The following is an 18,864-nucleotide window of genomic DNA, read 5'->3' as shown; positions in this document are numbered from 1 at the left end:
TGGCCACTAGGGGCTGACCAACACGAAGAAAAGCTTGCCTTGCGTTGATGCGCCGGCAAGCTTTTCTGCTTGTTGGGGATCGGCTGCCACCACCACCAAGCCATCGGTTTCGCCCGTCCCTAACCATTCCCCTGGCTTGCCGCCTTGGGCCGATGTCCAGAGAACGGGCACCGGGCCTGCAAGAACCTGGCTTGGCCGTGACTCGTCATGGGAGCTAGCGGCCGTAAGCACTACTGTCACCAGCTGGCCGGGGGAGAGAAGCTGGATGGATGAGGGATCAGCCATCCGGAGGGGGACCGCTGCCGAGCCCACGGGTGCGCCCGTCAGGAGTCCAGGACCCAGCAGGCTGGCCTCTGAGGGTATCTGCCCTCTGCGGAGGGGCGAGGCAAGCTGGCGGCCAACAAGGGTGCCGACATTATCCACGGATCCGGTAATTGCGAGATCGGATGGCACTCCAACGCTGGTGAAATCAGATTCTGTGAGGCTGCTGCCTGTCGGCAGGTCGCGGGCTGCTACGACGACGCGCACGTGCTGCTCTGACGCAGGTGTAAGTTGCTGGACTGCGATGCCGGCAGCCACGCACAGCAGAAGGGCAACTGCCAGGCGGCGATTGCGTGAAATCCAGGATCCAAAGCCCACCCGCCGCCATCGGTGACCAACATGATCCCTGGGATGATGTCGGCTGAACGGTGATGTGTTTCCGGCTCGGGAATTGAGTGGTGGGGCCGGAAAGCGGTTCAGCGGCGGCCGTTCACCGGTGGCTGCTGAACGCTCGGCGCGGGCGAGGAGGGCTCTGCGGGATGTGGATGGCATCCTGCCACGTTAGCCAGCGTCCCCGGGCCACAGACAGTGGTCCGGTGCCCTATGTGGAAAACCTCTAGCTGGCTGCAGCTGCGGTTGCTGGTGCTGCTGCAGGAGCAGCCGGGGCGGCTTGTGAAGCTGGTGCGGCCGAAACCGTGCTGCCCTTGGCATCGCGGGAATCAGTCCGGTAGAACCCGGAGCCCTTGAAGACGACGCCGACGCTGTTGAACTTCTTGCGAAGCGCGCCCTTGCACTCGGGGCACTCCGTCAAGGAGTTGTCAGAAAAGGACTGGACGATGTCAAAGGCATGGTCACAGTCTTTGCAGGCGTATGCGTATGTGGGCACTGAGTTCCTCCTTTAGGACAAAGTTCAGGTCCTGTGCAACACCGGCGGAGAATTTCCGCCTTAGCAGTCGCAGGGCCTGAGTGCTAATTCTATCATCGGTCCCTGTGGGCTGTACCAGCCGATGTGCCGGACCTCACTTGCCGGGCCAGGAGCCGTCAGCCGGGCAGCAGCCACTAGGGCATCGCTCAGTCATGGAGTTGGACGACACCCGAGGGGGTCAGGACCTGACGCACCGGGCGATCAAACGCCTCGGCGGGAATGGCGCCTGAAGGCAACAAATCGTCGTCGTACACCACTGCGATGGTCGGCGGCCGCAGACCGGCCGCATCGAGGCCTTGGAGAAGTCGGTCATAGTAGCCGCCGCCTTGGCCAATGCGGTTTCCGCCCCGGTCCACTGCGGTGGCGGGCATGAAGATCCCTGCAGCTTTGGCGATCACCGAGCTTTCCAGGCGTTCACCCTCCGGTTCGTCTATGGGCGCAAAGGCGGACCTGACAAAGGCCGTGGAAGGTGTCCAGTACACCCAGCTCAGCAGTCGGCCAGGCTCGCACACAGGCAACAGCACTTGATGCCCGGCCTCGTGCAGTGACTTGATGAGGGGGATTGTGGGCGGTTCGAAGGCCACGCCGAGGTACACAGCGAAAGTAGCGGCGCCGTTGGGGGAGACCTGCGCTGCCCAGGCTGTCCCGTACAGGGCAAGCGACTCGCCTGCTGCTGCTATGTGCTCCGGAGTGAGAGTTCGCCTGTGTAGACGCCGACTGCTGCGGATGTCTTCCTTGGATGCCATATGTGTCCGATCTGAGGTTCTCCCTGCGCGCTAACGAGCAGAGGCTGTCCGCTCCCAGGACGAAAACTGCGTCCCGGCGCGGCGAGGGGTTTAGCCGATATTGTGTTCCTTCCGTTACATTAGTCCGGTGACTCTAGAAAACAACGCTGTCCGTAAGGCCGTCATCCCCGCAGCGGGCCTCGGCACCCGGTTCCTTCCCGCCACTAAGGCCATGCCGAAGGAAATGCTGCCCGTAGTAGACAAGCCGGCCATCCAGTATGTTGTCGAAGAAGCGGTCAAGGTGGGCCTGCACGACGTCCTGATGATCACGGGGCGCAGCAAGCGTGCACTGGAAGACCATTTTGACCGTGTGCCCGCTCTGGAAGCGACCCTGGCTGAAAAGGGCGATACAGCCAAGCTTGAGGCCATTCAATCCGCCACCAACCTCGGCGACATTCACTACGTCCGTCAGGGTGACCCGAACGGTCTGGGCCACGCAGTTCTCCGTGCAAAGCAGCACGTTGGCTACGAGCCCTTTGCCGTCTTGCTGGGCGATGACCTGATCGATGCCCGCGAAGACCTGCTGAGCGAAATGATCGCGGTTCAGCAGAAGACCGGCGGTTCCGTGGTTGCCCTCATCGAGGTGGAGCCTTCCAAGATCAGCTCCTACGGTTGCGCCGACGTTGAGGACAACGGCGAGGATGGCTACGTGCGCATCAAGCAGCTCGTCGAGAAGCCTTCTCCGGAAGAGGCCCCGTCCAACCTTGCCGTGATCGGGCGCTACGTGCTCCACCCGGCTGTGTTCGATGTCCTGGAGAAGACTGCACCCGGACGCGGCGGTGAGATTCAGCTGACAGACGCCCTGGAAGTTCTTGCTGCTGGTGAGGGCGAAGGCTACGGCGTCTATGGCGTTGTCTTCCGCGGCCGTCGCTACGATACCGGTGACAAGCTCAGCTATCTCAAGGCGTGCATCGAGCTTGCTTGCGAACGTGAAGACCTGGGTCCTGAGCTTCGCGAGTGGCTGCCCAACTTCACAGCCGCACTTCCCAAATAAACAAACTCATGATGTACGGCTCTGCGATCTGGCCGGTGACGCTGGAAAGCGGAGACCTGTTGCTTCGGCCAATCCGTTACCGCGATAAGCGGGAATGGTCCGAAGTGCGTTCGCGGAACAGCGAGTGGCTCGCGCCATGGGAGGCGTCCAATCCGGCCCCGGGTGGGCGCCTCCCCAGCTACCGCCAAATGGTGGGTTCCTTGAATGAACAAGCCCGGCAGTCCACCGCTCTGCCCTTCCTCATTGTTGAGCGAACCGATGGCTTTGGTGAACCAAAAATCATCGGGCAATTGACGGTTTCATCCATCGTTTGGGGATCGGCCATGATGGCTACCCTCGGATATTGGGTTGATAAGGACCGTGCCGGCCACGGCATTGCTCCAACAGCGGTTGCGATGGCTACGGACCACTGCTTCAGGGTGCTGGGACTGCATCGCATGGAAATCAACATCCGCCCGGAGAACTCAGCGAGTTTGCGGGTGGTGGAGAAGCTTGGATTCCGGGACGAGGGCTATAGGGAGCGGTACCTGCACATCAACGGTGAATGGGCTGACCACCGCTCTTTCGCACTGACCTCCGAGGAAGTCCCGGAAGGCCTTCTGCGTCGGTGGCTCAGGGGATAAATGGGCAGGTCATCGGCCTTTTTGCCCGTATCTCCAATCATTTGCGGACTCGCCGACGACACACCGGCCGCAATGCCGCCGCACCCGTCGATTTGCTTCTACGGTTTTGAATGTGGACTTCCCTCTCAGCAGCTCAGTGATACTCGTGGTCACTGTCGCGCTGTGGATGGTCTGGGTGGCGCCCTACGTTCTGCGGAACAGGCGGCAACAAGTCCAAACGGCCGCTGTTCCAGCAGAGGCTTTTGACGACGAACCAGACGAAACGCAGGCAGGGGTGGTACTGACTTTGGCACCTCAGCAGGAGAAACCGATGGAGACCATGCACAGCAAAGCACCGGCGTCGCCCCAGGAATCCCGCGCGGCCGAGCCCTCCCTTGGGAAGGTACCCACCACTCCGTTCACTATTCGCTATGCCCGGCTAACGCTGGCCTTGGCAGCCCTTGCCCTGCTGGTGACAGCTGCGGTCTCCGGAGTCCTCAGAATTCTGGGGATCGGATCTGTCTGGTTGCCGCTGGTCTCGCTCATCGGTGCGGTGCTCGCCGTCGTAACGTTGCGGAAGCTAGCACTAAGGGATCTTCGCGAACGCCGGGCCCGACGTGCTGCCCAAGCCTCGCCCATCCCGACACCTGCGCGATACCTGCCGAAGGAACCGGCTGTGGAGGCGAAGGAAACCACGGTTTTCGACGCCGAAGCCACCAGCCGTGAGGCTGCCCGCCTATCTGCGGTGGAACTGCGGCAGGCGGCGTTGGCCGTTGCTATTGCCGCGGGAGACAAATCTGCTGAGGATGCCAAGGATTCGGAGGGCGCGACGTGGCAGCCAGTCGAGGTCCCGAAGCCTACGTACGTGGCTGCGGCTAAAGCACCGCGTCCAGCTCCGGAGCCCTTGGACCTACCCGAGGCACCAAAGCCTGTGGGCAAGCCTGTCCTGAAGCAGAATGTTGAACAATCTGAGGTTGCCGCTGCTTCAGTCGCATCTGCCAAGGGCAATAGCGCATTGAGCAACTTGGACGATGTCCTGCAGCGTCGCCGCGCCTAACCTCACATGACCACGCTGTGCGTTGCGGGTGGCACTGGCCAGGTAGGTCGTGAACTGGTCCGACTCGCCCTTTCGAAGGGGCACCAGGTTTCGGTCCTGAGCCGCCACGTGCCGCCTGTGGGCTCAGCGAAGTACCACGACGGCGCCACATACTTCGCCGGCGACGTCACCTCCGGGGATGGCTTGGCAGCTGCGGTGGCGGGTGCCGACGTCGTTATTGACTGCCTTGAAGGGCAGCTTGGTAAAGCCCAAAAGCAGTTTGCCGACGGCGGCGCCAGACTTCTTGCTGCGGCGCATCTGGCTGGTGTCCCCAAGGCTGTGGCGCTGTCCATCATCAACTGCGATCTGAGCTCGTTTCCCTACTACGCTTCCAAAGCCGCGAAGGAACGGAATTACGCCGAGTCGCCCTTGCAGACCGTGGTGGTCCGGGCGACTCAGTTTCATGGCTTGGTGGCAAAGACTTTCGCGGCTGGTGCAAAGGTACGGCTTATTCCCACTTTCAAAGCCGCCAGGTTCCAGTCGATCGCGCCGGTGGATGTTGCAGCCGCGTTGCTTGAGGCTGCTGTGGGTGATTGGCAGGGTAAGTCGCATTCTGAGCGGCATCATTTGTGGACAGTTGCGGGTCCGGAAACCCTCACAATGCGGCAGATGGCAGAATCCTGGAAGTCAGTAATGGGCTCGAGGGGCAAGATTATTGAGCTGCCTTTGCCCGGGCCGATGGGTGACTTCCTTCGCGCTGGCCACAACCTGACTTCAGAGCGGCCGTATGGCAGGGAGACATTCGTGTCGTGGTTGGAAAAGCACGAGGAAAGTTTGTAGCCTAAGGAAACTGGCCGGGCAGTTTAGCTTGGTTCAGGGGCTATAGCTCAGTCGGTAGAGCGCTTCGTTCGCATCGAAGAGGTCAGGAGTTCGAATCTCCTTAGCTCCACAGTTGCAACAGGCACCCGTTCGTGTACGAACAACGCCCCCGGAAGTTCAGGCAAAGTAGTCCCACTGGGCAAAGTCCGACCAGGTGACGCTTGGACCTGTGTTCAGTTACCCGACTCAGCGACAATCTTTGGAACCCGTGGATTGGTCAAAGTGGCCGGAACAGTAGACGGGCACCCGTTTACTGGAGCCTTCATGGCATTGGGAGACGGCACACACAAACGGCCAGTTGCTGCTCCTATTCGCAAAGCCATTGGGAAGGACGACGGTGACGCCGTGGAAGTTCACCTCACTCAGCGCCTGAACTGACTGGATTATCCCGTTTCAGCCCGGGTAGTTGCCGCTAGGGGCAATTCAGTGTGCCGCTGAGGGGCTGCCCGACCCAGAGATTGGTGGAGTTGGGGACCTTGTAGTAACCACGGATCTGGTAGGTCCACGTCCCTGACAAACTGCCAATGCTCTGGACCCCCGAGCTGTAGGAACGTCCGGAGCTTTTGCTCATATCGCCACTGAACTGCACGACGCCATCCGGGTCGATGACCTTGAGCTCGTGGTAGTTGGCGAACGGAACAGCCGGGAAACTGGTGACACTTATCCTGGCTTGGGCGAACCAGAGGAAGGAATCGCAGCTTTTGGCTACAGCCACAGTATTGGCTGCCGGGGCCGGAATACGAGCGGCCGTGACCGCCATCGCCCCGGTATCGGTGTCACTGAACCGCGCGTGCGCGGGTGAAACCTGGGCACCCATCAGGAGGAGTATCGCGGCCATGATGATGGCCGGTACTTGCCAGATGATGCCCTTGCCCTGCATGCGCGTGCTCCTCGTTCCCGTAGCGTGGTCCTTTGTTCTGCTCCAAGTGTGCCCATTCGGTCTCAGGAATGGCCCCGGTGAACACTCAAGGTCCGCTCAAGAATGAAAGAATTTACGGCGCCGGCCCAATGAAACTTGGGCTGCCCGGAGGAGGTCGGATCGTGACGCCAAGCAGCGATCCGCTGTCTGTCGCAGGGCCGGGAGTGCTTGGGTTGCGTCGTCGAAGTGGTTGTCCCGGATCATCGATTCGATGGCCCGGCATTGGTGCTCTGTTTCCAGGGCACCGACCATTGCCGAGCTGATCTTCAGGCTGAGCAAGGCTGTCGTGGTCTCGGACTCGTCATGTTCCTCAAATGCGTGAACGATTCTTTCCACCCGCTCCGGGAGCATCGAGAGGTACTTCGCCAAGAACCTCAGGGCGGGTCCCGGGTCACCAAGTTCATCGGCGAGGGATTGGATTCTGCTCACGTCCCATTCACTCGGGCCGGGGTTACGTGGTGGCTTCATCCTGGGCCCCTGACGTGCTTGCCGCTGCGGGCTGCTCCGCAGCGGGGGTCTGGGTGGCTCGCGTATATCTCGCGGCGGAACGCCGACCGTAAACGGGCGGGAGTGGAGATGGTGCTCAGTGCGCTCATGCCCGCGTTCCTTTCGAGTGTTCGTTGTGCTCTGAGTGTGTGCGGTCTGGCTCAAGGCAGGGCGCACTATGGGGTCAAGACTGGCTCAGGAAATCGTCCGCATGATCAAGACAATGGACCGGGGACCGGCCTGAAGGGCAAACAGTCCGGCCCCCGGGGCCTTGGGTGGAACCGTTAGGCTCCATGTGTTGCTGTGAACTACTGTGCCGGGCACGGATCAAGAACAAATCCTGCTATTCCTCAGGAAATCATCAAGACTCCCAAGGGGAGTGCTGACTACAACCCATGCGGGCACAGGTCCCGGTTGGAAGTGGCCCCTGCGCTTGCAAGTAGGCTGTAGCTGTGAGTCAACCGCTGGACGAGGGTCCCTTCTATCACGGGACGAAGGCCGATCTTAGGGAGGGGGATCTCCTGCGACCAGGCTTCAGGTCGAACTACCGGCCTGAAGTGGTGATGAACCATATCTACTTCACGGCTCTCCGGGATGGTGCGGGTCTGGCTGCCGAGCTCGCGGCCGGTGACGGGGAGCCGCGCGTCTATGCCGTTGAACCCACCGGAGCGTTCGAGGACGACCCGAACGTGACCGACAAGAAATTTCCGGGCAACCCCACCCGATCATTCCGCAGCAGCGCCCCGCTCAAGGTCATTGAAGAAGTGACTGACTGGACCCGCCTGACTCCCCAAGCGCTGCAGGAGTGGCGAGAGCGACTCGCGGCAATCGCTGCGGATGACCGCGGCGACATCATCAACTGACAAATTCGCTTGGACCACTCTACGGACGCGGCACCTGGGACCCGATCGGATTATCGAGGACTGATGATGCGCCATGAGCGGGCACCCAGGAGAAGCCCTGCGAAAGCGATGATGGCAGGGACAAAAAGCCAAGCCCAACTGCTCGTCCATCCCATGCCCACGGCTTCGGTAGATGCGAAAGCGGTGACGTTTACGAACAGGAATGAGGCGTGGGCTTCCATAGGCGCGTTCGCATCGACGGCGGCGACCATGCCGAAGCTGAACGCCAGGAACAGGGCCCAGTAGACGAGCAGCGCCAGCCCTGCGGTGATGATACCGATGGACCACAGCGGCTGGCGGTCATCGTCGATGGCGTACTGTCGGGCGAGCGCTTTAGGTGACCCGAGATCTCGAAGGCCTAATGTTGTTTCCCGCGGGTCGCTGGCTAATGCCTGCCGCAGTTCTTTGACTACGGCCCGGCGTTCTTTGCCTGCCAAAACTGCTTCGAGGTGCCAGTCAAGGCGGGTGAGGTAAATATCTGTCTGTATCCGGTCGCGGAGTGACCTCCGGGGCGGGTCGGCCGCTTCTAAACTGCTCATGTTTTGGAGATACCCTTCTCAGTTGCTTTCTGGATAGCGGAGTTTACGAGCCGCCACTGATCCATGGCGGATGCTTGGGCTGTTTCTCCCAACGTAGTAAGGGCGAAGTACTTCCTCGGAGGACCATAGGTCGAAGCGACCATCCGCGTGCTGACCAAGCCGTCGCGTTCAAGGCGGCTGAGGACCGGGTAGACCAAACCGGTTGTGACATTCAGTCCAAGGTTGGCCAGCCGCTCTATCAATTGGTACCCGTAGGATTCCTCCTCAGCGATCAAGGTAAGCGCAAGTAGTGGCAGGGCTGATCGAACCATCTGGGCGTCCTGCTGCGCCTGAATTCTGGACATAGTATTACTGAAACATGAATAGTAGTCTTCGACAAGCCCGAGTCTTGCCCAAGGATCCGCGGCAGGGGCCGGACGGCATCACCCAGAAGTGCTGTCCGGCCCTGCGCAAAGTGCCCTGCCATTGTTTTCAGGGACTCGGCATGTATATCGTTAGCTATCGTTCAGTATCGTTCGCGACATACCGAGGTGAGCCTGATGCATAATTCATTCCCCGCAAACGGATTTATGGGAAACAACCTGGACGGCATGTGGCAAGCCGTGGAGGAGTTCCGGTCACGCTTCGAGAAGCGTTCAGGCACCCGGGCTGGGCGGGGCGAGCTGAGGACAGCCATTCTGGCCCTCCTCGCCGAGCGTCCAATGCACGGCTATCAGATCATCCGTGAAATCGAAGAGCGGAGCGGTGGAAGCTGGAAGCCAAGCGCCGGCTCCGTTTATCCCACCCTTCAGTTGCTGGCAGACGAGGGTTTCGTCAGCACCGAGGAATCGAATGGCCGCAAGATCTACTCCCTCACTGAAGCCGGCCGCGAGGACGTTGCAAGTGCCGAAACAGCAGCGCCTTGGGAATCCGCTGGTAACGCTCCCGGTTTTGGTGCACTGCCCAAGGCTGGGGTTGAGCTTGCTCAGGCAGCGGCCCAGGTGGGTCGTACGGGAACGCCGAAGCAGGTGCAGGAAGCTGTGACGGTGTTGGAAGACGCACGCCGTCGGCTGTACTCGATCCTCGCCCAGGACTGAAGGGGTGACATCGGTTCGACTCGATCGGACGGATCCCTTGGCCGGTGAGGCCCGAACCCGATATCGTCGAATACTGCGATTTGCCGCATGGCATTTGCTGGTCACGTGGTGGTTCGAGTTGTTCCTGCCTCGAGTCGGGCTCCGCCGGCTGACTGAACGCAACCGGGCGCAAAGGATGCGGCGCTTCGCGCAACGCTTCCATGGTCTTGCGGTGGAACTTGGCGGCTTGATGATCAAGGTGGGCCAGTTCATGTCTTCCAGGCTAGATGTTCTCCCGCCCGAGATCACTGCCGAGCTGGAGGGCCTTCAGGACGAAGTCCCTCCGGTCCCCTTTCCGGCCATTCGCGCACTTGCTGAGGCCGAACTGGGTGCGCCTTTGGAAGCAGTGTTCGCTTCGATCGAGGAAACTCCCATCGCAGCCGCGTCACTCGGGCAGGCCCACCGGGCGAAATTGCTCCCCGGCAACGCTGAAGACACTGGCCTCAGCAGTGTGGTTTTCAAAGTGCAGAGACCGGGCATCGATACCATTGTGGACGTCGATCTCGCTGCCCTGAGGAGAGTGGGTGGCTGGCTTAGCCGCATTCGTATCGTCTCAAACCGGGCTGATGTGCCCGCCCTCATCAAAGAGTTCGCCCAGACCAGTCTCGAGGAAATCGACTACCTGAACGAGGCAGCAAATTCAGAGCGCTTTGCTGCTGACTTCGTCGACGACGCCCGGGTAACGGTGCCGGGGGTGGTCTGGGAACGGACCACACGCCGCGTGCTGACCTTGGAAGATGTCACAGCCATCAAGATCACGGACGCGGAGTCGCTGCGCATGGCGGGGATCGACCCCGCCTCCGTTGCCCCTGTTTTCGCTTCAGTGATGTTTGATCAGTTGTTCACCAAAGGCTTCTTCCACGCCGATCCGCACCCCGGCAATATCTTTGTCACACCCAATGCCGGATCCGCGGCACATCCATGGAAACTGACGTTCATTGATTTCGGGATGATGGGTGAGGTTCCTGCGCAGACCAGGACCGGTCTGCGTAAACTCCTGATCGCGGCTGCCTCGCGGGATGGAAAGGGCCTTGTCGCCGCTATCAGTGACGTCGGCGTCTTGATGCCCTCGGCTGATACTGCCGAGTTGGAGCGGGCCATGACGCAGCTGTTCGCGCGTTTTGGCGGGATGGGTTTCGCTGAACTTCGCGACGTGGATCCGCGGGAATTCCGTGATTTTGGTGCGGAGTTCGGCACTGTGATCAGGTCGCTTCCGTTTCAGCTGCCGGAGAATTTCCTGCTCATCATCCGGGCGATGTCGCTGACGTCGGGGGTGTGCAGTTCGTTGGATGCCCGTTTCAATTTGTGGGATTCCGTGGAACCGTATGCGGCGCAGTTGCTGCGCGATGAGCGCGGTAATCTCGTCAACGACGTCGCTGCACAGGCGTTCGACGCCGCCGCGGTCGCCTTACGCCTGCCGAAAAGGCTCGACGGACTGGTCAGCAAGCTCGAGGACGGATCACTTCAGGTAACCAACCGGCGACTGGAACGACAAATGGCCCGCATTATCGCCTTACTAAAGCGAGCCGTGGGTGCGCTGATCTTCGGAGCGATGCTGGTAGCTGGATCCGTGATTCGGGCAGACGACTTAGTGCTCGGCGACGTGCTGATGATCGGGTCGGTGGTTCCGCTGCTCTATGGCTTGTGGTCCGGCCGGGGTCATCTGTGAGCCAACCTTCGTCGTCGTAGAATTGCCCTGTGACTGAGACTCCCGCCCCACGCCCCGAGGCCTCCGGCAGCATGTCCGGCCCCATCCTGGTGGGGGTGATGCCCGGGCAACATGCCATCGTCGTGGAGCGGGCAGCGCAGGTGGCCGCCAGCGCGGGTGTTCCACTGGTCTGCGCCTATGCGGATGTCACCGTGTATCCCGTGGACGGAACAACGGGCGGGCGCGCCGCCCCGATTGATCCTGATGGGGTTGCCGCGGCCCAAGGAATCCCGGAATCACTGAAAGCGACCATTGCCCACCAACTGGCCGGCCGGGACGTCGAATGGTCCATCGTGCCGCTCGCGGGGGAGCCCGCGCGTGCTTTGGGCCGCGAGGCCGGGGATATCGGCGCCTCCATGATCGTGGTAGGTACGCGGGAGCATAAACTAACGGCTGCACTCAAGGAGCTGACGGCGGGTTCCGTTGCCCGGCATCTGTTCCATCGCCAGGACTTGCCAGTGCTCGTTGTCCCCGTGAACCCCAGGGTCCCGGACGACGATGACGACGACTGAAGCAACAAAACCAGTCCATCTCCAGTGGGGATTCATCGGCATAGTGGCAGCCGGCGGAGTGCTCGGAGCGCTCGCCCGGTACGGACTTGGCCTGGTGATACCGGCGCCAAATGCTTGGCCGCTTCCCATCCTGGTCATCAACCTTTCCGGTGCGTTGGCACTGGGCGCCCTTCTTGAAGGGCTCTCCCGCAGAGGGCCCGACGTCGGAAGTCGCCGGGTTTTGCGGCTCGCCTTGGGGACGGGGTTCCTGGGGGCATACACCACCTACAGCACCCTCGCCTTGGACGCAGTCCACTTGTTTACGGTGGGCGAGGCATTTGGAGCTGCCGGATACTTGGCTGCGAGCATGCTCGGTGGGGCCGCGGCCACTACTGCGGGCATATGGTTGGGTGCCTGGCATCATCGACGTGCAACCGAACGTCAAAAGTGACTGTCATAGTTCTTGCGCTCGCGGGCGGAATCGGCGCAGCTGTCAGGTTCATGGTTGATGGTTTCATCAGGCAGCGACTCAAGACGGCCCTCCCGTGGGGAACCATCCTGATCAATGTCTCGGGTTCCTTGGCGCTCGGGTTCCTTGCCGGACTGCTGATGCGGGGCCAAGCACTAGAGTCCCTGTTCTTGGTGGTGGGAACAGGATTTCTGGGTGGATACACAACGTTCAGCACGGCAAGCCTGGAGACCATCCGGCTGATCCAGAGCGGCAGGACGGGCTTGGCGCTCATAAACGGCTTGGGATCCATGGCGGCAAGCGTTCTTGCTGCAGCGGCAGGAGTGGGGTTCGGCCTGATGCTCGCTTGAGCCAAGTTTATGGCTTCAGCAGTGGCGAAGCTCACCCACAAAAGTGTCATGGCCCGGCTGTAGGATCGAGCCATGGCTAAGAAGACTTTCAATGAGCTGTTGTCCGCCCAGGTCGCCAATGAATTTGCGGCCTCCCAGCAATACATCGCAGTAGCTGTGTATTTTGATGGCGAAGACTTGCCGCAGCTGGCCCGTCACTTCTATCGCCAGTCCCTCGAAGAGCGCAATCACGCCATGATGATGGTCCAATACATGCTGGACCGCAACGTGCACGTGGAGATCCCGGGTATCGCACCGGTGCGCAACAACTTCAGTAACGCCAAGGAGCCCATCGCACTCGCCTTGGAGCAGGAAAAGGAAGTCACCCGGAGCATTGAGGAGATGTTCCGCGTTGCCCGTGCAGAGGGCGATGCTTTGGGTGAGCAGTTCATGCTGTGGTTCCTCAAGGAACAGGTCGAGGAAGTTGCCTCAATGACCACGTTGCTGAACATCACGGAACGTGCCGAGAACCTCTTCGACATCGAGAACTACGTCGCGCGCGAAACCGTAGGCGACGGCGGACACGACACCAGCGCGCCATCGGCCGCCGGCGGGGTCATCTAGTACCCGCCTCGGATAATTACCTCAAGGGGCCGCTGGATGCTTAGCTTCCGGCGGCCTCTTCGCTGTCCATGTCCTTGTCAGGATGGGAGCGGCTCAACAAGGACAAACGGCTGGCGATGCGCGCAAGGTCTACGGGCAGGGCAGTGCCGCTTGGCTCAACGTCCCAGTCGAGAGGTCCATAGCCCACCAGGAACAGCGTGATGTCCTGGTCGTAAAGGACATCCACCACGTTGCTGAACCGCTGCCAGGCTGGTGCGGACGCAGCGGCATCCGCCGGCGAGGGAACGTCGTCAATGACCCATGTCTTGAATGTTTCAGCCAAGGCGAGAAAGTCCGATGTTGAGGTCAATCCGCCGCACAGGTCCTCAAATCCAACCCACAGCAGATCCGGATCGGAGTTTTTGACCACGATCGGTTGGGTGGTGGGGGTCAAAACGCGGCTTTGCGGGGGCATTGGCCGGAACAGGCCCAGGCGTCCCAGTTGTCGGGGTGTGCCGGGCGAAACGATGCGGCCTGAGCGGAACGCACCAACACCGGTAGCGTGGTCGGTTCCAGCAACCGGATAGCGACGAAAATCCGAGGCGCCACTGATTTCCACGGTATCCATCATCTCCTTGATCGCCTCGATGGTGGGCAGGAAATGGTCATGCCATAGGGGATTGGGCAGTAAGTCGTCCGGGGCGTAGTTGGATGTCACCACAAGGGGAACCCGACGCAGCGCCGCAGCCCGGAGCAAGCGGGAAATGAACATGCCGTCGCCGATGTCATGGACGTGGAACTCGTCAAAGAACAGAACCTCAACGCCGTCCAGCAACGCGTCCACTGACCGCTGGATTGCTGGTCCATTGCCGGACTCCAAGCCATGCGCGCCGCTATGGAGCTTTCTAAAAAAATCGTGGAAGTGGATACGCCGCTTCCGCACATCAAGCCGTCCGTAGAAGCTGTCCATCAGCCACGTTTTACCGCGGCCGACAGGTCCGTGGAGGTAGAGGCTTCGAGGCGGCGTCCTAGGGAGCGCCCGACGGCGGCGGGTTACCTGGGCGCCGAAGGCTGCCAATCGCTCGGCTGCTTGCCGCTGGCTGGATTCAAGCTCAAAACCAGACCGCGCGGCGTCGTGCTCCATGCCCTCAACCAAAGTCCTCATGACGTCCCGCGAAGTGCGCGGATTATGCCTCAACGGCGGCGTCACAACCAGCCTTTGCGTTTGAAGATGACATACATGAGCAACGCGGCGCCGAACATGAGCCCAACTGCCAGGGGATAGCCGAAGTCCCAATGCAGCTCAGGCATATGGTCGAAGTTCATTCCGTAGACGCCCGCCACGAAGGATGGAGCGAAGAGGATTGCCGCCCAAGAGGAGATCTTCTTGACCTGCTCGTTTTGGGCAGCGCTGGCCTCGTTCTGGCGGTTGGCGGTCAGCGTTCCGTCGAGGGTGAGGGCGTTCTGAAGGAGATCCCGGAATGAGTTGGCCCTGGAGATCACCCGTTGGACGTGGTCCTCGACGTCCCGGAGAGAGCGCTGCAGCTCGATGTCCACGCCGTACTTTTCGAAGCCCTTCTCCAGGAGCACCATCATGTCCGGCAGGGGATGAATGGCACGCTGGAACTGGATGACTTCGCGGGCGAGCTCATAGATACGGCGAGATACGGCGCTGTCGCCGCTGAAGAGCTGGTCCTCAATCTCGTCAATGTCGTTTTCAAGACCTGCAACCACAGGGGCGTAGTCGTCCACTACTTGGTCCAGGAGGGCGTACAGCACTGCCTCAGGGCCGTGGCGGAGGAGATCCGGGCGTTCCTCCAGCCGCTTGCGCACCCGGGCCACGCCACCGGTTTCGGCATGCCGGATGGTCACCACAAAGTTCGGTCCCGTGAAGACGTGGAGCTCGCCGAACTCCACAGTTTCGGTTTCGTCCAGATACCGCGCCGGACGGAGGACCGTAAACAGGTTGTGGTCGTAGCGCTCCAGCTTGGGTCGCTGGTGAGCGGAGACGGCATCTTCCACGGCGAGTTCGTGAAGCCCGAACTCTTCGGCGACGGCGGCCATTTCGTCTTTGGTGGGACGGTAGAGGCCGATCCAAGCCATGCCGCCGTGTTCCGCGAGTGTCTCAAATGTCTGTTCGAGGTTTTGCGGGGTGGCAGTGCGTACGCCGTCTACATATACGGCGTTGTCGATAATGGTCACTGGTTGAACGCTACTGCATGGCCCCGATGATGGCGCCCGCGACGGTCATTGCCACGATGTCGTGGCCGGAGTCGATGAGGGTCACTGCCCATGGGCGCCCGGCGAAGCCGTTATGAATGACATGGCCGCCGGCGCGGAATACGAAGGCAAGGATCAGCGCGAAGACACCGCCGGCAAGGAAAGTGTTGAGGTCCAGGGCGCTGATGAGGAGAGCGAGGAGAATACTGGTCACGGCAGCTGCCACCATCATGGGAACCCAGATGCCTGCGCCGCCTTCAATGTTCTTGAGGTCGTCTTCGGTTTTGCCGATTGCCTGCATCCACTTCCGACCAAGTACAGCCGGCATGTACCAGACGAAGCCGATCACCATGCTTGAAACGAAGGCCAGCAGTACGGCGAGCCAGTTGATCTGGGAGATGTGTGAGAGCCAATCCATGCCTAAAAGCCTAGTGCGTTCAGCCCTCCGGGCTTGCGCTCCGGCCTTCTTGCCTGGACCGTGTTGGTGTTGCAGCCATTCTCCCGATGAGTGGCTCAGTGCGGTACGGGATATGGGTGTGCAGGGCAAGTACGGTTTCGGTCCTGATAACTCCCTTGGTGCGAAGCACTGACCGCAAAGCTGACTGAAGGTTGTGCGTATCCGTTGCCACCACGCGGCACCACAGATCGCCGCGGCCGGAGATTTCATGGACCTCCAAGACTTGGGGGATCAGGCGCAAGGCGCCGATGACACCATCGAGTTCCCGGTGGGTGACCTCAATCGTGACAAAAGCGACGACGTCGTAGCCCACCTTTTCGAGGTCCACTTCCCGCCCAGCGGCTTGTAGCACGCCTGAACGGAGAAGGCGCTTGACCCTGCTTTGCGCCGTATTGCGGGCTATGCCCAGTTCGTCGCTTAACTCCGCGATCTGGATGCGGGGGTCTTTGATCAGTTCCAAGAGGATCTTCAGGTCCAGGGGGTCAAGGGTGTTCAAATGGTCACTCCAGCTCACTTGGCTCGTACTACTTTGAGTATTTTGCTCAATTCTTGCATTCTGATAGTCCTCAAAGATCAGTGCTACTGCATTCTATTGCCATTACTACATAGCTGGGCTGCAATTCTCACAAGGAAACAAACAGTCCGGCCACCGAGTCCGAAGGCATGGAAAATGACTGTCTTGAGCGAACTCCGCATGCGTCCGGTTACCGCCGAACGTTGGGGATGGGATGCCTCCACCACTGCACGGTTGGTCCTGGCCGGGGTTGTAATCTTTACGCTGCTGGTTGGCGCCAACCTGGCTACGCCCTTGTACCCGTTGCTGCAAGCCAGGATCGGCATGTCTTCGCTCGGCGTGACGGTTGCGTTCTCCAGCTACGTCCTCGCACTCGTAGCCGTTCTTATGGTGGCGGGCCATTGGTCGGACCACATCGGGCGGAGGGCAGCGCTGGTGCTCGCTGTCCTCGTCGGTTTGGCCGGAGGCGTCATCTTCGCTAACGCGGACACTCTCATCACTTTGTCCCTTGGCCGGGCGCTGCAAGGCGTGGCGGTTGGACTAGCCACGGGAGCCAGTTCCGCTGCACTGCGCGAATTACTGCCCCAGCGGCCCGACTGGGCGTCCCGCTTTACGTTGCTTTCCTCTGCCGGCGGCGTGGCCGCGGGCCCTGCAATCGGTGGTCTATTGTCGCTCCTGCCGGACGCGACGCGCACTCCGTACTATGTGCACTCCGCGGTATTGGTAGCTGCCCTCATTCCCTTGTGGCTGCTGAAAGCCAGGCCAGCCATCGCACCGGCGGAAGGACCGAAGCCACTGAAGGTCCTTGCCCCCCGGAAACCGTCCATATCGCATGATGCGCGCGGAGCATTCTGGATGGCTTCGACTACCGGGTTCCTGAGTTTCGCGGTGTTCGGCTTCTGCTTGTCCTTGGCGCCCGGGTATTTCGCCAGCGTTGTCCACGCCGATTCCAGGCCGCTGATCGGACTGCTTGCCGGCGTCACTTTGGGAGCTTCAGCCCTGAGCCAACTGCTGGGTGCACGCGGACGTTTCGTTGTCCCCGTGGCGCTTGCCGTACTGGGGGTCTCGGTTGTTTTGGTGGGAGCCGCCGCAGCATGGTCCAGCCCCTGGTTGCTGGTGGCAGCAAGCATCACCGCCGGAGTGGGACAAGGGATTGCTTTTCGACAGGTATTCAACGAAGTGGCCGGGAAAGTGGAAGCCGCCCGCCACGCCCAGGTCATCAGCACCGTCTACGTCATCACGTATCTGGGGAGCGCTGTTCCGGTGATTGGCCTGGGGCTGGCTGTCTCGGCGCTCGGCCTGCAGCCCGCCGTCCTGGGTTTCACTGCCTTGTGCGGCCTGGCTGCCTTGTCGCTTGCGGCGGTGTCCCTTCGAAGCGCCTTGCGTTCCTGAGCCGCTCCGTTTATTCGGGCAGCGGTCCCCGGTTGCCGGGAATGTGCTGGAACACCATGGTGGTTTCCGTGTGACCCACCACGGGATCGGTGGCGAGGTTGTCCAGGAGCCAGTTGCGGAGGTCGTCCGTATTGGCGACGGCGATGTGCAGCAGGTAGTCCACTGAACCGGTGGTGTGGAAAGTGGAAATGACGGCCGGGAGTTTGGGAACCCGCGCCGTAAAGCGGTCGATTTGGTCACGGTCATGGGCGCGGAGGCGAACCGCAATGAGGGCCTGAACAGAACGGCCGATGGCCGGCAGGCTCAATACCGCTTCAAATCCCTCAATGATTCCCCGTTCGGAGAGCGCCCTGGTGCGCATCAGGGCAGTGGAGGGGGCGATTCCTACAAGTTCAGCCAGCTGCTTGTTGGAGATCCGGGCGTCGTCCACCAACGCGGCGAGGATTCGTTCGTCGATCGCGTCGAGCGGCTCTGCGCTGCCCGGGCTTGACCGAACATTCTTCGTGGGGTTGCTCACGGATCCTCCTGAAATTGCCTTTTGTCCATCCTAATCCGTGAAATCTTCAGGTGACTATCGTTTGGCGGGGCGTCGGCGGGCCCATCTCCGATCAAGCCGTTGGAGAGGCTCACTAAGCAGCATCACCAGCAGCGGCCAGTTTCCTGCGCCCGGAATGACAAGGGCCAAAACAAGCGCCAACAGGAAAAGTCCGGAAACGATGCCGCTCGCTCGAATTCCTGACACCGCATCAGCGTCATCCATGGTGTGGAGATCGGGGTGGGTCCGCAAATAGGCACGGGCCAGAAGGAGCATGAGGCTGGTGGCGAACAGGGTTCCAATGTAGACAAGGGGCTGCGCCCAGTCAGACTGCATCTGGGTGGACAGTGATGTGGCCACGGGCATCACCACAATGGTGAACATCCATGCCACCGTCAGCCACAACAAGCCCGGGTCCACGCGCTTGACGCTGCGGAACAGCTTGTGGTGGTGCACCCAAAAAACGGCAATCAGGATGAAGCTTAGGACAAACCCGAGCAGGGCGTACTGTTCTTCCGCCAACCACTCGGCCGTTGTGCCATCGTGGTCCGCCAGTTCACCCACACTCTCCATGAGGGGCAGGATCAACAACGTCAAAGCAATCGCCACCACGGCATCCGTAAACGCCTGCAAACGCTCCGGCGACGACAGTTCCCGGCTTTTCGTGACCTGTGTCATGCCTCCGATTGTAGGGGCAGCCCGG

General features: G+C 60.8%; 27 protein-coding genes and 1 tRNA gene. 14 read left to right on the top strand and 14 right to left on the bottom strand.

Annotated features, from left to right (window positions below):
- Window positions 1–6: 6 nt before the first annotated feature.
- From ACIQTW_RS04485 to ACIQTW_RS04475, 3 genes are all read right to left on the bottom strand, one after another.
- Window positions 7–813: a Flp pilus assembly protein CpaB gene (locus tag ACIQTW_RS04485; RefSeq protein WP_402934165.1), complete on the bottom strand. Its 807-nt coding sequence runs from the start codon at window positions 811–813 to the stop codon at window positions 7–9.
- A 64-nt stretch (window positions 814–877) separates the two neighbouring features.
- Window positions 878–1,147 carry an FmdB family zinc ribbon protein gene (locus ACIQTW_RS04480; protein ID WP_402934162.1) on the bottom strand — a complete coding sequence of 90 codons (270 nt, stop codon included), beginning with the start codon at window positions 1,145–1,147 and terminating at the stop codon, window positions 878–880.
- A 185-nt stretch (window positions 1,148–1,332) separates the two neighbouring features.
- A complete protein-coding gene (locus tag ACIQTW_RS04475; RefSeq protein ID WP_402934160.1) occupies window positions 1,333–1,932 on the bottom strand; it encodes a 5-formyltetrahydrofolate cyclo-ligase in 600 nt (199 codons plus the stop codon).
- 127 nt (window positions 1,933–2,059) lie between these two features.
- Here ACIQTW_RS04475 and galU point away from each other — a divergent pair, with 127 nt between their 5' ends.
- The 6 genes from galU to ACIQTW_RS04445 all read left to right on the top strand — a co-directional run bounded on the left by galU (window position 2,060) and on the right by ACIQTW_RS04445 (window position 5,860).
- Window positions 2,060–2,965, top strand: coding sequence for a UTP--glucose-1-phosphate uridylyltransferase GalU (galU, locus tag ACIQTW_RS04470; protein WP_402934157.1), 906 nt, complete (start codon window positions 2,060–2,062; stop codon window positions 2,963–2,965).
- Window positions 2,966–2,976: 11 nt separating this feature from the next.
- Window positions 2,977–3,588: a GNAT family N-acetyltransferase gene (locus ACIQTW_RS04465; RefSeq protein ID WP_402936232.1), complete on the top strand. Its 612-nt coding sequence runs from the start codon at window positions 2,977–2,979 to the stop codon at window positions 3,586–3,588.
- A gap of 145 nt (window positions 3,589–3,733) precedes the next feature.
- The gene (locus ACIQTW_RS04460) at window positions 3,734–4,624 is read left to right on the top strand and encodes a hypothetical protein (protein WP_402936230.1); all 891 of its coding nucleotides are present in this window, start codon (window positions 3,734–3,736) and stop codon (window positions 4,622–4,624) included.
- Between the two features lie 6 nt (window positions 4,625–4,630).
- Window positions 4,631–5,443, top strand: a complete 813-nt coding sequence (locus tag ACIQTW_RS04455; RefSeq protein ID WP_402934154.1) for an SDR family oxidoreductase — start codon at window positions 4,631–4,633, stop codon at window positions 5,441–5,443.
- Between the two features lie 36 nt (window positions 5,444–5,479).
- Window positions 5,480–5,552: transfer RNA gene (locus tag ACIQTW_RS04450), tRNA-Ala, on the top strand.
- Window positions 5,516–5,860: a DUF1905 domain-containing protein gene (locus ACIQTW_RS04445; protein WP_402936228.1), complete on the top strand. Its 345-nt coding sequence runs from the start codon at window positions 5,516–5,518 to the stop codon at window positions 5,858–5,860. Before ACIQTW_RS04450 ends, ACIQTW_RS04445 begins: the two co-directional genes overlap by 37 nt.
- Before the next feature lie 34 nt (window positions 5,861–5,894).
- On the opposite strand, the gene ACIQTW_RS04440 is transcribed toward ACIQTW_RS04445, so the two are convergent.
- From ACIQTW_RS04440 to ACIQTW_RS04430, 3 genes are all read right to left on the bottom strand, one after another.
- Window positions 5,895–6,362 carry a hypothetical protein gene (locus ACIQTW_RS04440; protein ID WP_402934151.1) on the bottom strand — a complete coding sequence of 156 codons (468 nt, stop codon included), beginning with the start codon at window positions 6,360–6,362 and terminating at the stop codon, window positions 5,895–5,897.
- A 96-nt stretch (window positions 6,363–6,458) separates the two neighbouring features.
- Window positions 6,459–6,830: an Hpt domain-containing protein gene (locus ACIQTW_RS04435; protein WP_402934148.1), complete on the bottom strand. Its 372-nt coding sequence runs from the start codon at window positions 6,828–6,830 to the stop codon at window positions 6,459–6,461.
- A 35-nt stretch (window positions 6,831–6,865) separates the two neighbouring features.
- Window positions 6,866–6,997 (bottom strand): hypothetical protein, encoded by a 132-nt coding sequence (locus tag ACIQTW_RS04430; protein ID WP_402934145.1) that lies wholly within the window; start codon window positions 6,995–6,997, stop codon window positions 6,866–6,868.
- Window positions 6,998–7,339: 342 nt separating this feature from the next.
- Between ACIQTW_RS04430 and arr the strand changes: the two genes are divergently transcribed.
- Complete coding sequence (gene arr / locus ACIQTW_RS04425; protein ID WP_402934142.1) at window positions 7,340–7,750, top strand: NAD(+)--rifampin ADP-ribosyltransferase; 411 nt, start codon at window positions 7,340–7,342, stop codon at window positions 7,748–7,750.
- Between the two features lie 50 nt (window positions 7,751–7,800).
- Here arr and ACIQTW_RS04420 read toward each other — a convergent pair whose 3' ends face one another.
- Both ACIQTW_RS04420 and ACIQTW_RS04415 read right to left on the bottom strand, forming a co-directional pair.
- Window positions 7,801–8,328 carry a hypothetical protein gene (locus tag ACIQTW_RS04420; RefSeq protein ID WP_402934139.1) on the bottom strand — a complete coding sequence of 176 codons (528 nt, stop codon included), beginning with the start codon at window positions 8,326–8,328 and terminating at the stop codon, window positions 7,801–7,803.
- Window positions 8,325–8,672, bottom strand: coding sequence for a PadR family transcriptional regulator (locus ACIQTW_RS04415; RefSeq protein ID WP_402934136.1), 348 nt, complete (start codon window positions 8,670–8,672; stop codon window positions 8,325–8,327). Before ACIQTW_RS04415 ends, ACIQTW_RS04420 begins: the two co-directional genes overlap by 4 nt.
- Before the next feature lie 195 nt (window positions 8,673–8,867).
- Between ACIQTW_RS04415 and ACIQTW_RS04410 the strand changes: the two genes are divergently transcribed.
- The 6 genes from ACIQTW_RS04410 to ACIQTW_RS04385 all read left to right on the top strand — a co-directional run bounded on the left by ACIQTW_RS04410 (window position 8,868) and on the right by ACIQTW_RS04385 (window position 13,064).
- Window positions 8,868–9,404 carry a PadR family transcriptional regulator gene (locus ACIQTW_RS04410; RefSeq protein WP_309073161.1) on the top strand — a complete coding sequence of 179 codons (537 nt, stop codon included), beginning with the start codon at window positions 8,868–8,870 and terminating at the stop codon, window positions 9,402–9,404.
- A 4-nt stretch (window positions 9,405–9,408) separates the two neighbouring features.
- Window positions 9,409–11,112, top strand: a complete 1,704-nt coding sequence (locus ACIQTW_RS04405) for an ABC1 kinase family protein (protein WP_402934133.1) — start codon at window positions 9,409–9,411, stop codon at window positions 11,110–11,112.
- Window positions 11,113–11,141: 29 nt separating this feature from the next.
- Window positions 11,142–11,663, top strand: coding sequence for a universal stress protein (locus tag ACIQTW_RS04400; protein WP_402934130.1), 522 nt, complete (start codon window positions 11,142–11,144; stop codon window positions 11,661–11,663).
- Window positions 11,650–12,093, top strand: a complete 444-nt coding sequence (locus ACIQTW_RS04395; RefSeq protein ID WP_402934128.1) for a fluoride efflux transporter FluC — start codon at window positions 11,650–11,652, stop codon at window positions 12,091–12,093. The genes ACIQTW_RS04400 and ACIQTW_RS04395 overlap by 14 nt, the downstream gene beginning before the upstream one ends.
- A complete protein-coding gene (locus ACIQTW_RS04390; protein ID WP_402934125.1) occupies window positions 12,090–12,461 on the top strand; it encodes a fluoride efflux transporter FluC in 372 nt (123 codons plus the stop codon). The genes ACIQTW_RS04395 and ACIQTW_RS04390 overlap by 4 nt, the downstream gene beginning before the upstream one ends.
- A gap of 72 nt (window positions 12,462–12,533) precedes the next feature.
- Window positions 12,534–13,064, top strand: a complete 531-nt coding sequence (locus ACIQTW_RS04385; RefSeq protein ID WP_091468845.1) for a ferritin — start codon at window positions 12,534–12,536, stop codon at window positions 13,062–13,064.
- A gap of 40 nt (window positions 13,065–13,104) precedes the next feature.
- On the opposite strand, the gene zapE is transcribed toward ACIQTW_RS04385, so the two are convergent.
- Genes zapE through ACIQTW_RS04365 form a run of 4 tightly spaced genes read right to left on the bottom strand, consistent with a single transcriptional unit; the run spans window position 13,105 to window position 16,216 of the window.
- Window positions 13,105–14,208 carry a cell division protein ZapE gene (gene zapE / locus ACIQTW_RS04380; RefSeq protein ID WP_402934121.1) on the bottom strand — a complete coding sequence of 368 codons (1,104 nt, stop codon included), beginning with the start codon at window positions 14,206–14,208 and terminating at the stop codon, window positions 13,105–13,107.
- Between the two features lie 41 nt (window positions 14,209–14,249).
- The gene (gene corA, locus ACIQTW_RS04375; RefSeq protein WP_091468841.1) at window positions 14,250–15,245 is read right to left on the bottom strand and encodes a magnesium/cobalt transporter CorA; all 996 of its coding nucleotides are present in this window, start codon (window positions 15,243–15,245) and stop codon (window positions 14,250–14,252) included.
- Between the two features lie 10 nt (window positions 15,246–15,255).
- Entirely contained in the window at window positions 15,256–15,681 is a 426-nt protein-coding gene (locus ACIQTW_RS04370; RefSeq protein WP_402934117.1) for a DUF1761 domain-containing protein, read from the bottom strand.
- Window positions 15,682–15,700: 19 nt separating this feature from the next.
- Window positions 15,701–16,216 (bottom strand): Lrp/AsnC family transcriptional regulator, encoded by a 516-nt coding sequence (locus ACIQTW_RS04365; protein ID WP_402934114.1) that lies wholly within the window; start codon window positions 16,214–16,216, stop codon window positions 15,701–15,703.
- Window positions 16,217–16,390: 174 nt separating this feature from the next.
- Here ACIQTW_RS04365 and ACIQTW_RS04360 point away from each other — a divergent pair, with 174 nt between their 5' ends.
- Window positions 16,391–17,626: an MFS transporter gene (locus ACIQTW_RS04360; RefSeq protein WP_402934111.1), complete on the top strand. Its 1,236-nt coding sequence runs from the start codon at window positions 16,391–16,393 to the stop codon at window positions 17,624–17,626.
- Window positions 17,627–17,636: 10 nt separating this feature from the next.
- Here ACIQTW_RS04360 and ACIQTW_RS04355 read toward each other — a convergent pair whose 3' ends face one another.
- Together ACIQTW_RS04355 and ACIQTW_RS04350 are read right to left on the bottom strand one after the other, a co-directional pair.
- Window positions 17,637–18,143 (bottom strand): Lrp/AsnC family transcriptional regulator, encoded by a 507-nt coding sequence (locus tag ACIQTW_RS04355; protein ID WP_026539896.1) that lies wholly within the window; start codon window positions 18,141–18,143, stop codon window positions 17,637–17,639.
- Between the two features lie 54 nt (window positions 18,144–18,197).
- A complete protein-coding gene (locus ACIQTW_RS04350) occupies window positions 18,198–18,839 on the bottom strand; it encodes a TMEM175 family protein (RefSeq protein ID WP_091468831.1) in 642 nt (213 codons plus the stop codon).
- Between the last annotated feature and the right edge of the window lie 25 nt (window positions 18,840–18,864).

The sequence above is a fragment of the Paenarthrobacter sp. NPDC090517 genome, assembly GCF_044769165.1.
Classification (GTDB): domain Bacteria; phylum Actinomycetota; class Actinomycetes; order Actinomycetales; family Micrococcaceae; genus Arthrobacter.
Note: the sequence above shows the minus strand (reverse complement) of the source record. Positions and strands in the feature narration are given on the sequence as shown.

What these genes read in the sequence shown, in the direction of transcription:
- ACIQTW_RS04485 (WP_402934165.1), bottom strand. Translation starts at nt 813, where the DNA reads ATGCCATCCACATCCCGCAGAGCCCTCCTCGCCCGCGCCGAGCGTTCA.
- ACIQTW_RS04475 (WP_402934160.1), bottom strand. Translation starts at nt 1,932, where the DNA reads ATGGCATCCAAGGAAGACATCCGCAGCAGTCGGCGTCTACACAGGCGA.
- ACIQTW_RS04465 (WP_402936232.1), top strand. Translation starts at nt 2,977, where the DNA reads ATGTACGGCTCTGCGATCTGGCCGGTGACGCTGGAAAGCGGAGACCTG.
- ACIQTW_RS04455 (WP_402934154.1), top strand. Translation starts at nt 4,631, where the DNA reads ATGACCACGCTGTGCGTTGCGGGTGGCACTGGCCAGGTAGGTCGTGAA.
- ACIQTW_RS04440 (WP_402934151.1), bottom strand. Translation starts at nt 6,362, where the DNA reads ATGCAGGGCAAGGGCATCATCTGGCAAGTACCGGCCATCATCATGGCC.
- ACIQTW_RS04430 (WP_402934145.1), bottom strand. Translation starts at nt 6,997, where the DNA reads ATGAGCGCACTGAGCACCATCTCCACTCCCGCCCGTTTACGGTCGGCG.
- ACIQTW_RS04420 (WP_402934139.1), bottom strand. Translation starts at nt 8,328, where the DNA reads ATGAGCAGTTTAGAAGCGGCCGACCCGCCCCGGAGGTCACTCCGCGAC.
- ACIQTW_RS04415 (WP_402934136.1), bottom strand. Translation starts at nt 8,672, where the DNA reads ATGTCCAGAATTCAGGCGCAGCAGGACGCCCAGATGGTTCGATCAGCC.
- ACIQTW_RS04410 (WP_309073161.1), top strand. Translation starts at nt 8,868, where the DNA reads ATGCATAATTCATTCCCCGCAAACGGATTTATGGGAAACAACCTGGAC.
- ACIQTW_RS04395 (WP_402934128.1), top strand. Translation starts at nt 11,650, where the DNA reads ATGACGACGACTGAAGCAACAAAACCAGTCCATCTCCAGTGGGGATTC.
- ACIQTW_RS04385 (WP_091468845.1), top strand. Translation starts at nt 12,534, where the DNA reads ATGGCTAAGAAGACTTTCAATGAGCTGTTGTCCGCCCAGGTCGCCAAT.
- zapE (WP_402934121.1), bottom strand. Translation starts at nt 14,208, where the DNA reads ATGAGGACTTTGGTTGAGGGCATGGAGCACGACGCCGCGCGGTCTGGT.
- ACIQTW_RS04370 (WP_402934117.1), bottom strand. Translation starts at nt 15,681, where the DNA reads ATGGATTGGCTCTCACACATCTCCCAGATCAACTGGCTCGCCGTACTG.
- ACIQTW_RS04360 (WP_402934111.1), top strand. Translation starts at nt 16,391, where the DNA reads ATGACTGTCTTGAGCGAACTCCGCATGCGTCCGGTTACCGCCGAACGT.
- ACIQTW_RS04350 (WP_091468831.1), bottom strand. Translation starts at nt 18,839, where the DNA reads ATGACACAGGTCACGAAAAGCCGGGAACTGTCGTCGCCGGAGCGTTTG.